Origin of the sequence: Rhodococcus artemisiae (assembly GCF_036327795.1) — a bacterium.
Taxonomy (GTDB): Bacteria; Actinomycetota; Actinomycetes; order Mycobacteriales; family Mycobacteriaceae; genus Rhodococcus; species Rhodococcus artemisiae.
In genome coordinates this window covers 187,385-202,340 of sequence record NZ_JAUTXY010000001.1, presented here as the reverse complement: position 1 = coordinate 202,340, position 14,956 = coordinate 187,385, and the positions used below count along the sequence as shown (strand labels likewise).

Annotated in this window: 14 protein-coding genes and 1 riboswitch; of the genes, 4 read left to right on the top strand and 10 right to left on the bottom strand. The window is 67.7% G+C overall.

Annotation, left to right across the window (positions count from 1 at the left end):
• Positions 1-44 precede the first annotated feature (44 nt).
• The 4 genes from Q7514_RS01030 to Q7514_RS01015 form a co-directional block, all read right to left on the bottom strand.
• On the bottom strand, positions 45-1,061 hold the full coding sequence (locus Q7514_RS01030) for a DMT family transporter (protein WP_330131418.1): 1,017 nt from the start codon (positions 1,059-1,061) through the stop codon (positions 45-47).
• Between the two features lie 141 nt (positions 1,062-1,202).
• Positions 1,203-1,290, bottom strand: a riboswitch (glycine riboswitch).
• Between the two features lie 54 nt (positions 1,291-1,344).
• Positions 1,345-1,860: a hypothetical protein gene (locus Q7514_RS01025; protein WP_330131417.1), complete on the bottom strand. Its 516-nt coding sequence runs from the start codon at positions 1,858-1,860 to the stop codon at positions 1,345-1,347.
• A complete protein-coding gene (locus tag Q7514_RS01020; RefSeq protein WP_330131416.1) occupies positions 1,857-2,438 on the bottom strand; it encodes a hypothetical protein in 582 nt (193 codons plus the stop codon). Before Q7514_RS01020 ends, Q7514_RS01025 begins: the two co-directional genes overlap by 4 nt.
• Positions 2,439-2,469: 31 nt before the next feature.
• Positions 2,470-3,171, bottom strand: a complete 702-nt coding sequence (locus Q7514_RS01015; RefSeq protein WP_330131415.1) for a TVP38/TMEM64 family protein — start codon at positions 3,169-3,171, stop codon at positions 2,470-2,472.
• 252 nt (positions 3,172-3,423) lie between these two features.
• On the opposite strand from Q7514_RS01015, the gene mutA reads away from it, so the two are divergent.
• The 4 genes from mutA to Q7514_RS00995 are packed head-to-tail and all read left to right on the top strand — an operon-like array spanning position 3,424 to position 9,294.
• Positions 3,424-5,292: a methylmalonyl-CoA mutase small subunit gene (gene mutA / locus Q7514_RS01010; protein ID WP_330131414.1), complete on the top strand. Its 1,869-nt coding sequence runs from the start codon at positions 3,424-3,426 to the stop codon at positions 5,290-5,292.
• Positions 5,293-7,539: a methylmalonyl-CoA mutase gene (gene scpA / locus Q7514_RS01005; protein ID WP_330131413.1), complete on the top strand. Its 2,247-nt coding sequence runs from the start codon at positions 5,293-5,295 to the stop codon at positions 7,537-7,539.
• A gap of 1 nt (position 7,540) precedes the next feature.
• On the top strand, positions 7,541-8,590 hold the full coding sequence (meaB, locus tag Q7514_RS01000; RefSeq protein ID WP_330131412.1) for a methylmalonyl Co-A mutase-associated GTPase MeaB: 1,050 nt from the start codon (positions 7,541-7,543) through the stop codon (positions 8,588-8,590).
• The gene (locus Q7514_RS00995; protein WP_330131411.1) at positions 8,587-9,294 is read left to right on the top strand and encodes a lysoplasmalogenase; all 708 of its coding nucleotides are present in this window, start codon (positions 8,587-8,589) and stop codon (positions 9,292-9,294) included. Before meaB ends, Q7514_RS00995 begins: the two co-directional genes overlap by 4 nt.
• Positions 9,295-9,360: 66 nt before the next feature.
• Here the strand turns inward: Q7514_RS00995 and Q7514_RS00990 are convergent, their stop codons facing one another.
• The 6 genes from Q7514_RS00990 to Q7514_RS00965 all read right to left on the bottom strand — a co-directional run bounded on the left by Q7514_RS00990 (position 9,361) and on the right by Q7514_RS00965 (position 14,901).
• Positions 9,361-9,963, bottom strand: a complete 603-nt coding sequence (locus tag Q7514_RS00990) for a hypothetical protein (RefSeq protein WP_330131410.1) — start codon at positions 9,961-9,963, stop codon at positions 9,361-9,363.
• 72 nt (positions 9,964-10,035) lie between these two features.
• Complete coding sequence (locus Q7514_RS00985) at positions 10,036-10,983, bottom strand: sulfite exporter TauE/SafE family protein (protein WP_330131409.1); 948 nt, start codon at positions 10,981-10,983, stop codon at positions 10,036-10,038.
• 271 nt (positions 10,984-11,254) lie between these two features.
• Positions 11,255-12,499: a saccharopine dehydrogenase family protein gene (locus Q7514_RS00980; protein ID WP_330131408.1), complete on the bottom strand. Its 1,245-nt coding sequence runs from the start codon at positions 12,497-12,499 to the stop codon at positions 11,255-11,257.
• Positions 12,500-12,508: 9 nt separating this feature from the next.
• A complete protein-coding gene (locus Q7514_RS00975) occupies positions 12,509-12,901 on the bottom strand; it encodes a DUF2784 domain-containing protein (protein ID WP_330131407.1) in 393 nt (130 codons plus the stop codon).
• Between the two features lie 18 nt (positions 12,902-12,919).
• Positions 12,920-13,288, bottom strand: a complete 369-nt coding sequence (locus tag Q7514_RS00970) for a universal stress protein (protein WP_330131406.1) — start codon at positions 13,286-13,288, stop codon at positions 12,920-12,922.
• Positions 13,289-13,425: 137 nt separating this feature from the next.
• Positions 13,426-14,901: an SDR family NAD(P)-dependent oxidoreductase gene (locus Q7514_RS00965; protein WP_330131405.1), complete on the bottom strand. Its 1,476-nt coding sequence runs from the start codon at positions 14,899-14,901 to the stop codon at positions 13,426-13,428.
• Positions 14,902-14,956 lie beyond the last annotated feature (55 nt).

Sequence of the window (14,956 nt, the reverse complement as noted above, 5' to 3'; positions counted from 1 at the left end):
TAATCGTCGCGGCCCGCACCTCCGATGTGCGGGCCGCGACGCTGTCATACCGCGGGTGCGATCTGTGTGGCGGGGGCCATGGTGCGGCGCCGGCGACCGGCGACGAGGGGCAGCGTCATCGCTGCGATGATCATTCCCGCTCCGAGGGCGGCGACCAGCGAGATGGATTCGCCGAACGCGAGGGCGCCGAAGATCAGCGCGACCACCACCTCGAGATACGACAGACCCGATAGTTCGGCCGCCCGTAGGTGCTTGCCTGCGATGACGAGCAGGCCCAGGGCGAGCAGGCCGCAGACGACGAAGAAGCCGGCGGCCCACGCCCAGTTGGCGCCGGTCATGCCCGTCACGTCAGGGCGCGTGACCGCGACCATCGCCGCGGTGGCCACGGCGCCGAAGGCGAAATTCCAGAAGCTACGGACGTCGGCGGGCATGTCGGAGCGGTACCGGTAGCAGAGCAGTGCCAAGCCGTAGAAGATGCCCGATGCGACGCCTAGCACCGTTCCCAGGGTCTGCTGGTCGGACCCCGCCGTCGCGCTACCGCCGATCAGTCCGGCGGCCAGCAGCATCCCGGCGAACGCGGTCACCAGCGACAACGCGTCCATGCGAGTGATCGATTCTTTGAGAAGAACCCTGGCCAGCACCGTTGCGATGAGCGGACCGAGGTAGTGCAGAACCACCGCCCGCGACAGGTCGGTGAGCAGGGTGGACGACAGGTAGGTGGCCAGCGACAGACCGAGGAACACACCGCCGAGGACGATCGACGGGGACAACCGCGTGCGGCGGATGACGCCGAGCCGTCGGGAGAAGACGGTCAGGAGCAGCATTCCCACGGTTCCGACGAGCATTCGACCCAGCGTCAGGGCCTCGCCGAGCGCTGCGCCGGGCGGGGTGGCCATACGACCGAACAGCCCTGCGGCGCCCATGGTGGTCGCGGAGATGACGATGGCGGCGATGCCGAGCCGTCGATTCGGATGTGGTCGCGAAAGCGGGGGAGTGGTCGACGGTGCGACGGGAACGGGAACAGGCTGGACGCGCGTGGGCGCGCCGACGGTCAGCGACAAGGAACTTCCTCCGGACAGGGTGCATCACGCACCAGCGGTAGTGGTTCCCCGCTCTGTCATCGGACCTGAGAGCTTTCACGAATCCGTCAGGACTCGCCTACACCGTCGGTGAGCCCCGAAGGGCTGCTTTCCAGAGTTGCCTTGCGTGCGGCGGTCTGTGGGCCTGAGAGATTCCCGGGTGGTTGCTCCTTCGGCGCCCGCAGACGCGGGACTCTCCCGCCGCAGTTCCTTGGCATATTCAGTTGCGCCGCAATTATGCCAGCCGGGCTGCGGGTATGGGCGCTCAGGTGATCAGGGCGTGGCCGACCCCACACGCCGCGGCGGCCCACAGCACGCTCGTGGACGTGCCGATGATGAATTGCTCGGATGCCTGCGGTTCGCGCAGTTCCGGGTATCTGGCCAGGCCTTTGACCGCCATGATGATGGCGATCCCTTCCGGCCACCCGGCCAGGATCGATGCGGCGACCGCGCCGCGTTCGAGGACGCCGATGACCCGGCCACCGCGCAGCGGTCCCGGCGGGGGTGTCGGCGTCGGTCCCGCGTCGGGTTGCCGACGGGCGATCCGGAACGCGACAAGTACGGCCGGGCCGCCGCCGGTGATGGCGACGAGGGTGGTGAGGGTGAGCGTCGCCCCGAGCGCGAAGCCCTGAGCGGGGTCGGTGGCGGCCGCGGTCAGGGCCGCGATACCGAGTGCGATCGCGGTGACCGCCGCCCCGATCCACACCGGAAGACGCGGAATCAGGGACAGTGCCGGCGCGACGGCGGCGACAGCGAGGAGCACCAGGGAGGCGACGGTCAACGGTCGGCCCTTTCGAGGAGTCGGTGCAGGAGGGCTCGGCCCGCGAACTCGGCCTGCCACCCGGCGGTGAGCAACCGCTGGGACACGGCCTGTTTGCTGATGCCGAGTTCGGCGGCGATCTCGGCCTGGGACCGTCCGGCGCGGGCAAGCGCAACGGCTTCGACACCCTGATCGGTACGGCGGAGCACAATCGTCGCGAGCATGGTCAGAGCGGCATCGACGTCGGATGCGGAATCGGTGTCGGCGCCGTCCGCAGCAATGCGGCCGGGCACGTTCTTGGCGCGCTCGACGGCGATGCGGGCGTGCTCGAATGCGGGACCGCGACCGGCGCGGGTCTGGGCGGGCAGCGGTGTCTCGACGGGACCGATCCCGATGCCGATGCTCCAGTTGTCCCGGTCGAGGAGATTCAATACGAGATCGATGACGGTGCCGGAGTCGTCGGACACGGCCTGGACTTCGTCGCCGGCGGTGCGTTCGAACTTGCGGAGCAGGGGAGCGTCGCGGAGTTCGTCGAGCAGATCGGCGACGCGGTCGATGTCGCGGCGGCTGCCGCGTTGATCGACTGTCAGCACATACATGAATCAAGGATAGAGCCTTGAATGTTAAAAATCAAGCCTTCAGGCTTGTCTCATTCTCGTTCGGATCGATGACGGCATCGAGTGCCGACCCTGCAGGCTGAGGCAGACGCGCCTCGAGGAGGAGCCCGCCGACGCCGAGCGCAATACAGATCGCCGTCGTCCCCATCAGTGCAGGACTCGACTCCCCGGTGAGAACATCACCTAGGAGTACCACGGCAACGGTCCCCGGCAGGATCCCGACGATGGTCGCGAGCGTGTAGGGGGCCAGGCGCACCGCCGACACAGCACAACAACAGTTCACGACGAAGAACGGTGCCGCGGCGATCAGCCGCAGCGATCCGACCGCGAGCCAACCGCGTCGTGCGAGGCGCAGATCGACGGCCTTCGCCGCGGGATGCGTCAGATACGACGCCACAACGCCTCGTCCCAGCGCTCGTACCAGCACGAACGCGAGAACCGCGCTGACGGCGGTCGCCGCGCCGGTGACCGCGATCCCGACCACGGGACCGAACAGCACACCGGCACTGAGGGTGAATACCGTGCGCGGAACCGGGGTGATCGTCACAAGGGAGTGGACGGCGAAGAAGATCAGGACCAGCAGGGGGCCGTCGACCGATTCCGACCACTCCCGGATCTGCCCGATCGATGGATGGGGAAGCAGCAGCGCCGCCGCCGCCAAGACTGCGAGAAGTACGAGGATGCCGATGACCCTGCGGTCCCTGAGAATCCTCATCACGGAGGCTCAGCCTACCTGCCGTGGTCTGCACGCACCTGGCACGCCGAGATACGGACTGCAGGATCACACAACCGCGTTTCGCGTGGTTATCGATCGCTAGCGAAATTGTGGTGATCCCCACGATTATTCACCGGAGTGTGCGGCTAGCATCACAACGACATCGGCTTAATGTTTTGCGAGGCGCCACGCCCCGTCGGCCCACCCCGGCCGCCCGAGAGCCTGCCCACCCGCAGTAGGAGGAAATCGCACGTGTCATTAGCAGCAGAGGCCGAGGACGCCGCGCGCGCATACGCGCAGTGGCAGCAAGCGGTCGCGGGCGTACTCGCCAAGTCGCGCCGCGTCGATCCGGCAGAACTCGGCCCGGAGCCGCAGCGCCTGCTCGAGACCACCACGTACGACGACGTGACGGTTGCCCCGCTCTACAGCGGCCGCGACGAACGCCCGGAGGCACCCCTGCCCGGGCAGTTCCCGTACACCCGTGGCGGCTCGTCCACCCGCGACGTCAACGCCGGCTGGCTCGTCAGCGCCCGCTTCGACGGAACCGACGCCAAGGACCTGGGCGAGCGCATCCTCGACTCCCTGGAGAACGGCGTCAGCGCACTGTGGCTGCAGGTCGGAGACGGGGCACTGCCCGTCGACGGACTGTCCACGGCGCTCGACAAGGTGCTCGTCGACCTCGCACCCATCAGCCTCGACGCAGGCAGCGACCTCGCTGCCGCCACCGAGGCCCTCTACACGTTCCTCGACGCACGCACCGATGTCGCCGACCGTGCCGCAGTGCGCATCACGCTCGGCGCTGCACCGCTGACCAGCGCCTTCTCCGGCCGCGCCGACATCACGGTCGACGACGCCGTTGCCCTCGCCACCGCGGCAGCAGAGCGCGTCGAGACCGTTCGCGCATTCACCGTCGACGGCACCGCTTTCCACAACTCCGGTGCCTCCGACGCCGAGGAACTCGGCGCGGCCATCGCCGCCGGCATCGAGTATGTCCGCGCGCTCGTCGCCGCAGGGCTGTCCGCGCAGCAGGCCCTCCGCCAGATCGAGTTCCGGTTCGCGGCCACCGACGACCAGTTCCAGACCATCGCGAAGTTCCGCGCAGCCCGTCAGCTGTGGGCGCGTGTCGCACAGGTTGCAGGAGCGAGCGACGCCGGCAACGCACCGCAGCACGCGGTGACCTCCGCTGCCATGATGGCCCAGCGCGACCCGTGGGTGAACATGCTCCGCACCACCCTCGCCGCGTTCGGCGCCGGAGTCGGCGGCGCCGACGCCGTCACCGTCCTGCCGTTCGATGCCGCGCTCCCCGCCGGTGCCGTCGGCGTGTCCGAGGCGTTCTCCGCACGCATCGCCCGCAACACCAACCTGCTCCTGCTCGAGGAATCCAATCTCGGCCGCGTCCTCGACCCGGGCGCCGGATCCTGGTACATCGAGGACCTGACAGCGCAGGTCGCGGTCAAGTCGTGGGAGTTCTTCCAGCAGATCGAGGCGGCCGGCGGCTACCGCGCGGCGCTCGACGCCGGGCTGGTCTCCGAGCGCATCGCCGCGACCCGCGCCCGCCGCGAGTCCGACATCGCGCACCGCAAGACCTCCGTCACCGGCATCAACGAGTTCCCGAACCTCGGCGAGGCCCCCTTGCCCGCCGGTGTCGCCGACTCGGGTGCCTTCGCGGCGCGTTACGCAGCACCGTTCGAGGCGCTGCGCGACCGCTCGGACGTCTACCTCGCTGTGCATGGCTCCCGGCCCACGGTGCTGCTCGCGCCCCTCGGACCTGTCGCCGAGCACAACGTGCGCACCACCTTCGCCAGCAACTTGCTCGCGGCCGGTGGCATCGAGGCATTCAACCCCGGCCCGGTGGATCCGAGCGACGACACCCTTGCCGCCGCGGTCCGCGACTCCGGCGCCACCGTCGCCGTGCTGTGCGGCACCGATGCCCGCTACGGCGAGCACAGCGGCACCGCCACCGCCGCGCTGCGCGCAGCAGGGATCACCACCGTGCTGCTCGCCGGCCCTGAGAAGGCCGTGGGTGACGCGCAGGGCGACAACCGCCCGGACGGTTACCTCACCGCGCGTATCGACGCGGTCGCCGCACTGACCGATCTTCTGAACACCCTGGGAGCGTAAGTGAGCATCCACCCCGAGATCGGCAGCTTCGCCGATGTCCCGCTGACAGATCCGGATTCCCCGGAACCCGCTGCTCCCACTGCGGAGCAGACCGCCGCGCTCGTCGACTCCGTTGCGTCCGCGAACAACTACACCGTCGACGACGTCGTGTGGAACACCCCCGAGGGCATCGACGTCAAACCCGTCTACACCAAGTCCGACCGCGACGCCATCGCCGCCGAAGGCTACCCCCTCGGCAGCTACCCGGGCATCGCGCCGTTCGTGCGGGGCCCGTACCCGACGATGTACGTCAACCAGCCGTGGACCATCCGCCAATACGCGGGTTTCTCGACGGCAGCCGAATCCAACGCCTTCTACCGTCGTAACCTCGCTGCCGGTCAGAAGGGCCTGTCGGTGGCCTTCGACCTCGCGACCCACCGCGGCTACGACTCCGACCACCCGCGCGTCCAAGGCGATGTCGGTATGGCCGGTGTCGCCATCGACTCGATCCTCGACATGCGTCAGCTGTTCGACGGCATCGACCTGTCGAAGGTGTCGGTGTCGATGACGATGAACGGCGCGGTGCTGCCGATCCTCGCGCTGTACGTCGTGGCTGCGGAAGAACAGGGTGTCACCCCCGAGCAGCTGGCCGGAACCATTCAGAACGACATTCTGAAAGAGTTCATGGTCCGCAACACCTACATTTACCCGCCGAAGCCCTCGATGCGGATCATCTCCGACATCTTTGCGTACACCAGCACCAAGATGCCGAAGTTCAACTCGATCTCCATCTCGGGCTACCACATCCAGGAGGCCGGAGCCACGGCCGACCTGGAGCTGGCCTACACCCTGGCCGACGGTGTCGAGTACATCCGCGCCGGTCTCGACGCGGGCATGGAAATCGACAAGTTCGCACCGCGCCTGTCGTTCTTCTGGGCCATCGGCATGAATTTCTTCATGGAGGTCGCCAAGCTCCGCGCCGGCCGGCTCCTGTGGGCCGAACTCGTCGAGAAGTTCGATCCGAAGAACGCGAAGTCGCTCTCCCTGCGAACCCACTCGCAGACCTCCGGCTGGTCGCTCACCGCACAGGACGTGTTCAACAACGTCGGACGCACCTGCGTCGAGGCGATGGCCGCGACCCAGGGACACACCCAGTCGCTGCATACCAACGCACTCGACGAGGCGATCGCGCTGCCGACCGACTTCTCGGCCCGCATCGCGCGCAACACCCAGCTGCTGCTGCAGCAGGAGTCCGGTACCACCCGGCCCATCGACCCGTGGGGAGGCTCGCACTACGTCGAGTGGCTCACCCACGAACTCGCCAACCGGGCCCGCGCGCACATCGCGGAGGTCGAGGAGGCCGGCGGTATGGCGCAGGCCATCTCCGAGGGCATCCCGAAGTTGCGTATCGAGGAAGCTGCTGCCCGTACCCAGGCACGCATCGACTCCGGCCGCCAGCCGCTGATCGGTGTCAACAAGTACGTGCCTGCCGAGCCCGACAGCATCGAGGTTCTCAAGGTCGAGAACTCCAAGGTGCGCGCCGAGCAGCTCGCGAAGCTCGAGCAGCTGCGTGGCGACCGCGACGAGGCGGCCACTCAGGCTGCGCTCGGGGAGTTGACCCGTGCTGCCGCAGCCACCGAGGGCGGCATCGAGAACAACTTGCTGGCGCTCGCGATCGACGCGGCCCGCGCGAAGGCCACCGTCGGGGAGATCTCCGACGCTCTTGAGAAGGTCTACGGTCGGCACCAGGCCGAGATCCGCACGATCAGCGGCGTCTACCGCGACGAAGCTGGGGAGGCGAGCAACATTTCCACGACCATCGCACTCGTCGAGAAGTTCGCGGAGGAAGAGGGACGTCGTCCCCGTATCCTCGTCGCGAAGATGGGCCAGGACGGCCACGACCGCGGACAGAAGGTGATCTCCACCGCGTTCGCCGACCTGGGATTCGACGTCGACGTCGGACCGCTGTTCCAGACCCCCGAAGAGGTCGCCCGGCAGGCGGCCGACAACGACGTGCACGTCATCGGCGTGTCGTCGTTGGCAGCGGGACACCTCACGTTGGTGCCCGCGCTCAAGCAGGCGCTTGCAGAGGTGGGCCGCGAGGACATCATGATCGTGGTCGGCGGCGTCATCCCGCCCGGTGACTTCGATGAGCTGTACGAAGCCGGTGCTGCGGCGATCTTCCCGCCCGGCACCGTCATCGCCGACGCTGCGGCCGGGTTGCTCACCAAGCTGGCCGACCAGCTCGGACACTCCCTCGCGAGCTGACATGAGTGACACCTCGATCGGGAATACCGTGACGCGCAGGCGTCCGGTCGACCTCGATGCCCTCGCGGAATCCGTACTCGCCAACGAGCGCGCCGGACTCGCGAAGGCGATCACCCTGATCGAATCGACTCGCGACGACCATCGGGAGCAGGCGCAGCAGCTGCTGCTGCGCCTGCTCCCGCGCGCGGGCGGTGCGATCAGGGTCGGTATCACCGGCGTCCCCGGGGTCGGGAAGTCGACGTTCATCGACTCGCTCGGTATGTACCTGCTCGGTAAGGGACATCGGGTCGCGGTGCTCGCCGTCGACCCGTCGTCGACCCGTACCGGTGGCTCGATCCTGGGCGACAAGACCCGGATGGCCCGGTTGTCCGGGGAACAGGACGCCTTCATCCGGCCGTCGCCCACCGCCGGCACTCTCGGCGGTGTCGCCAAGGCGACCCGCGAAACGATGGTGCTGCTCGAGGCGGCCGGGTTCGACGTGATTCTGGTCGAAACCGTCGGTGTCGGGCAGTCGGAGGTCACCGTCGCGAACATGGTGGACTGCTTCTGCTTCCTTACGCTCGCCCGCACCGGCGACCAGTTGCAGGGCATCAAGAAGGGTGTACTCGAGCTCGCCGATCTGGTCGCGGTGAACAAGGCGGACGGCAACCACGAGCGCGACGCGCGTGTCGCTGCGCGCGAACTGTCCGGCGCGATGCGCATGGTGCATCCGCACGACGCGTTGTGGAAGCCGCCGGTGATCACTATGAGTGGTCTCGAAGGCCTGGGGCTGGATACGTTCTGGGACACCGTCCTCGAGCACAAGAGGGTGCTCACCGAGGCCGGACAGTTCGACGAGAACCGCAGTCGCCAACAGGTCGATTGGACGTGGACGATGGTGCACGACCAGCTGCTCCGGCGACTCGAAGGCAATCCGCGCGTCAAGGCGATCCGCGGTGACGTCGAGGCCGGAGTGCGCGACGGGTCGCTCACCGCGGCCATCGGTGCGCAGCAGATCCTCGATGCTTTCGACGGTGTCGGCGGCGACGAGAACGACGGTCCCGCTCGGTGACCCAGGGCATCGGTGCGCGGATCGCGTTCGCCGGTTTCGGTGTACTCGCCGCGGTGCATCTGATCGCCCAGCTGATCGACCCCGAGACCATGCTGGTCGATGCCACTCAATGGCTGCTCATGCCGGTGCTGGCGACCGCGCTCGTACTCGGCACGACCGCGCCCCGATCACGGCTCGTCGAGCTGACGCTGGTGGCGTTGACCTTCTCCTGGCTCGGCGACACGGCACCCGATCTGTTCGACGGTGACACCTCGTTCCTGGTGCTCGTCGGATTCTTCCTGTGTGCGCAGGTGACGTACATCGCGGCGTTTCTGCCGTATCGGGCCGGGAGCGTGCTGCACACCAGGCGGTGGGTACTCGTCGTATTCGGTGTCGCCGTCGTCGCCCTCGTGGCGGTGTGCGCTCCGGGCGCAGGTGTGCTGCTGATCCCCGTCGTGGTCTACGCGTTGTGCCTGGCCACGATGGCGATCCTCGCCACCGGCGTCGGGCGCGCCGTCGCGATCGGCGCGGTGATCTTCGTGGTCTCCGATTCGCTGATCGCGCTGCGCGCGTTCGTCTCGGATTTCCCCCTGCCGCTGTCGGGCTTCTGGGTGATGCTCACCTATATCGCGGCGCAGGTACTCATCACCCACGGGGTGATGACCCGGGACCGGGCTGCCCGGGATGAGGACGCCGATCGGAGTGCGGCGAGCACACTCGAGTGACCCGACACGAGAACGGGCGCGCTCACCATCTCGGTGATCGCGCCCGGGTCGTCTCGGACCGGTTGTTCAGAGGCCCAGAATTTCGGTGGCGGCAGCGACGGCGGCCGGTCCGTCCAAACTGGGGGAGTCGGACCACTGCCCGCCCGTGATCGAGACACGCACGTCCGGGAACTCGACGGTGGTGACGGTGATGCCGGCCGCGTCGGTGCCCATGTTCATCGTGTACGCGACGCCCCCCTTCGACTCGACGGCGCTGTCGGAGAGCACTTCGAGACCTGCGGTGCCGAGTACCGAGGTGTCCGACACGGCGCCGTTCCCGGTCTCGATCATGACCTCGACCGTGCGGATGTCGTCGAGGCTTGCGGCACTGGCGGGCGTCGACCAGGTGCAGTACACGCCGTAGTCGCTCGAGCCGTTGTTCGGATCGGCGTCGAGTCCTTCGATGTACTGTTCCACGGCCGGGGCCACGTCGTCGCAGCTCGAGAACTTCGCGAGGAGGTCGGCGTCGAGCGTCTCGACGCTGACATCTCCGTCGGAGAATGTGGCATCGGCAGTCTCGGAGGCGTTGCCGCTCTCGGAGGCCGACGTGTCGTCGTCGGACGAGCAGGCACCGAGGGTGAGAGCGCAGGCAAGGATGGCAGGCAGAGCTGCAAGGCGGAGTCGATTCACGCGGCGAATGCTATCGGGTGCCAAGCGCCGTAATGATCTTGGTATGGGCGTTTTGTCCCGCCGGGGTACGTGCTAGATTTTTTGGCCCTGCGGGTCTTCCTGCAACGCTGTCGGGGTCGGCGCCTCGAGATTCTCGAGGCCGCCCGACGACTCGACCGAAGTGAGTTTCGAACGCTTCCACGACACGACCAACAGGGTGATCCAGCCGGCGATGAGCAGCACGTAGAGCAGTGTCGCGACGGTGCTGGACACCTCGAAGGTGTCGAACAACTTGTACAGGTTGGTCACGACGATCACGCCGCCGACGGCGGTCCCCAACAGTGTCGCCGGAACGCGGGAGACCAGCCATGCGGCCACCGGGGCGGCAAGCGCACCGCCGAGTGCCAATCCTGCGACGATGAGCAGGTTGTCGAGCGACTCGCGCCCCAGGCCGATCAGGAAGCCGATGCTAGCGGCGACCGCGACGAGGAATTCCGAGGCACTGACCGAGCCGATCACCGTGCGCGGCGCGGTCTTTCCGCGCGAAAGCAGTGTGCTGGTGGTGATGGGACCCCAGCCACCGCCGCCGCTCGCGTCGATGAAACCACCGAAGAATCCGAGTGGTGAGAGGAACTTCGCGGTGTGCGGCGATCTACGGGCATCGGCCACGGCCGGCGGGCGCACCGAGAAACGCAACGCTACGTACACACCGATGACCAGCAGGATCGTCGCCGTGACCGGCACGGCTGCCTCCGTGGACAGGCCGGACAGGACAGTGGCACCGAGGAACGCGCCGACCGCGCCGGGCACACCGAGTCGCAACACGACCTTCCAGTCGATGTTGCGGAACCGCCAATGCGCAGCACCGGAGACCAGAGTTGTGCCGACCTCGGCCAGGTGGACGGCGGCACTCGCGTGCGCTGCGCCGACACCGCTGAAGATCAGCAGGGTGGTGGCAGTGACACCGAACGCCATGCCGAGTGCACCATCGACCAACTGGGCACCGGCACCGACCAACGTGAAGACGAGGAGATTGAGCATGCATCGCTCCGTGCGACTGGAAGGGACCTAGACGAACACGACGAGCGGTGCGACACCGCTCAGAAGGACATCCAGGAACAACACTCGCAGTCGAAGCACGCGCCACGACGGGTGGGCCAGAACGCCATCAGCGCAAGCCGAGCGGCCGGAGCCGTCTCGATGCTCGTCGCGTGCATGGTGCCCCATCTTCCGTCGGATACTTCGGTCGCTGGATGAGCGACCGATCGAGCATAACCCGTCGCCGATGTCGGATCCACGCCGGTGCGCGCAGTCAGGGCAGGCGGCGCGTCGAGATCTCGAAGCCCGCCGCTCGGAGCCGTTCGGTCAGCACGTCGCCGAACGCCACCGCGGGCGTGAGCACCCCGCCACCGGCGTGCAACGCCGAACCTCCGACGGCCAACGACAGCGCGGATTCGCTCAGCATCACCGCGGTCGCCTTGTATCCGGGATCGCCCTTCGCGGCGAACCGCGCTGTGTAGCGGGCGCCGGTCTCGGTGGTGGTGTACAGATCGACCGTGAAATGCCCGCGTTCGCGGGTCTGCTCCGACGGGCCCTCACCGGGGGCGGGCAACACCTTGTCGAGCAGGAACCTGGTCGGGCGGAACGACAGGCCCGCCACGAGGGCACCCAGCCCCGCTGCGACTGCCCCGGCGATCAGAGGGGATGCCACCGACGAGCCGACGTTCATCACCTCCCGATACCGGAACCGCGGCCCGTAGGTCCCCTCGGTGAGGGCGCTGCTGCGCCGTACCACCCGGGTGTTGACCGACGCCATCGCGAACGGCGCCTTCCATCCGGTGACCTCCGGAGCGATCGCCTTGCCGTCGACCAGCGCGATATCACTCTGCCGGCCGTGATCGGGCTCCAGATCCCGGTCGGGTGACAACGAGTAGGGACTCGCCGCGATCTTCCGTGCAGTGCGATCGCCGCGCACTACATCGAGCTGGTTGCGCAGTGAATCGATCGTGCCGCCGCTGACACCGCCGCGCATCGACGTCAGGACGTACGTGGTGTCGGTCAGTGCGCCGGCACCGTCGGCGTCCGCGGCGCGCCGCAAGGCATGCACACCGAGATCGGACGGAACCGAATCGAACCCGCACGCGTGCACGATGCGGGCGCCGGTGCGGTGTGCGATGTCGTCGAACCGGTCGATGCTCTCGCGCTGGAACAAAACCTCGCCGGTCAGGTCCACGTAGTCGGTACCTGCCTCGGCGCACGCCTGGACCAGCGGCAGGCCGAAACGGGCGTAGGGGCCGACCGTGGTGATCACCACGCGAGTCTCGGATGCCATCGCGGCCAGGGAATCGGGATCGTCCGCATTTGCGATGATCAAAGGCCACTCGGCGGCGGTGGGAGGAAGCGCCCCGCGCACGGATTCGAGTTTGTCGTGGGAACGACCGGCGAGACCGACCGTCAGACCGGACGGCAGGTGGTGTGCGAGGTACTCGGCGGTGAGCCGGCCGACGAAGCCGGTAGCGCCGTAGACGACGACGTCGAGATGGCGTGAGGCAGTCATGCCGCCACCCTACTGTCGAGTAAGTCCTAGTGCGCCCTTTCTCGCCCGCGTGCGTCCGTGGCGCACCCACAGCACCGACCACGACACCACGACACAGACCACGACACCCGCGCGGACCAAGCCGAGTGCGGATTCGGGATAGATCACACCGGTCAGGTAATGATCGATGAATCCGCCCGGGGGTAGCCCCGAGTCACCGGCCTTGTCCCGGGCCCAGTTCTCTGCCGACGTCAACGGGCAGTCGAACCCCACGATCACTGATCCAGCGCCCCACACCACGGCGAGCACATGGGTGACAATCGTGCGTGGCCACCGCCACGTGAGAAACCCGCCGAACGCGACGTAGAGCACGAACAGCAGATGGACGAACGCGGTGGCGTCGGCGAGCAGCCGGTAGACCATGCAACCAGCGTAAGCCGATCATTCGTCCTTCACGACGAGTACCGGAACAGCCGCTTCGATGATCATGCGCTGCAGCCCACGTTCGAGCAGGAACTTGCCGGTTGCGGTCCGGCCGCGGCTACCCACCACCGCCCTTTCGGCGCCGCTGCGCGCGAGCAACTCGACGAGTGTTCCGACCGAATCACCGTCGTGGACGTCGGTGAGCAGTTCCCAGTCGCCCTCGCCGAGAATCTCACGGACGTCGGCGTCCACCGCCTCACTCTCGGCGGGGTCGTCGAGCAGAGCCAGCACGACCAGTTTCTGCCCGCGGTCGGCGGCCTCGCGGGCGCCGGCACGCAGGGCGGCGCGTCCCTCGGGGGTTTCGGCATGGACGACGGCGACAGACATGATGCTCCTATGCGCGGTGGGACAGTGGACCACGTCTATCAGTATCGCGGCCCGCACCGGTGAATCCGGAATCCGATCGGTGTGCAAGTGATCTCCGCCGGTGGTGTCGTGTCGGCCGGATCTCACCGGACCGGATGTCACCAGGGCGCCGGGGTGTAGTCCTTGAGGAAGCACCCGTACAGATCGACGCCGGCTTCGCCCTGCACGATCGGGTCGTACACCCGTGCCGCCCCGTCGACCAGATCGAGCGGTGCGTGGAAGCCTTCCTCGGCCAGCCGGATCTTCGTGTGGTGGGGTCGTTCGTCGGTGATCCATCCCGTGTCGACGGCAGTCATGAGGATATCGTCGCTGAACATTTCCTCGGCGCTCGTGCGGGTGAGCATGTTGAGCGCGGCCTTCGCCATGTTCGTATGCGGGTGTCCCGCACCCTTGTATCGGCGACCCGCGAACTGTCCTTCCATTGCAGAGACATTGACGACGTACTTGCGGCGCGCCGGTGACGAGGCCATCGACGGGCGCAGCCGGTCGACGAGGATGAACGGCGCCACCGAGTTGCACAACTGCACCTCGAGCAGCTCGAGTGGCTCGACCTCACCCACGGTCTGCACCCAGCTGTTGGTGTGCACCAGATCGGGAAGCAGGCCGCCGGCGTCGATCGCGATGCCCGCGGCGATCCGCTCGGGAGTCGCGGACCCGGCCACCATGGCCAGCGACGACACGGACTCCGCCGACAACGCACTGTCCGAGAGGCTCCCGGCGAGGGCGGCGGGATGCGCATCCGACGGCTTCCCGAACGTGAGGACCTCTGGACGAGGCCCTGCCGGAAGGGCCGCAGACTCGGCCTCGGCGAGCGCCGAATAGGCGCCGGGGGAGCGCCGCACGGTCTGCGCCGCGTTGTTGACGAGGATATCCAACGGGCCCTGCGCTGCGACCTCGTCGGCGAGGGCGACGACCTGCGCCGGGTCGCGAAGATCGATACCGACCACCCGCAGGCGGTGGATCCAGTCGGCGCTGTCCTCCATCGCACTGAACCGACGGATCGCGTCGTTCGGGAAGCGGGTGGTGATCGTGGTGTGCGCGCCGTCGCGCAGCAGCCGCAGGGCGATGTACATGCCGATCTTGGCGCGGCCACCGGTGAGCAGTGCACGTCGACCGGTGAGGTCGGTGCGGGCGTCACGCTTGGAATGATTCGCGGCAGCACACTCCGGGCACAGCTGATGATAGAACGCGTCCACCTGGGTGTACTTGTTCTTGCACACGTAGCAGCCACGCGGACGCAGCAGCGTGCCCGCGGTGGCATTGCGTGCGGACGAGGTGAGCGGAACACCGGCGGTCTCGTCGTCGATGCGCGTGGGGGAGCCGGTCGCGGTGGACTCGAGCACTTCGCGATCGGCGGCGGCCTTTCGGTCGCGTCGCTCGTTGCGGCGGCGCCGCTTGAACTTCTTGAACATGTGCCCGACGGCGCGCTGCACCGTGACCGCATCCGGGTGATCGGCCGCGAGTCCACCCGCCAGATCGAGTACGCGGAGGCAGGTGTCGAGTTCGGCGGGATCGATCCGATCGGATCCGAGTGTGTCGGTGAGTGTCGCTGCAGTGTCGCTGTGGGGGTCCATGTGCCCTTTTCCGGTGTGTGGTGAAGCCCGATAATGGTACCGGGCGAGCGCGGAC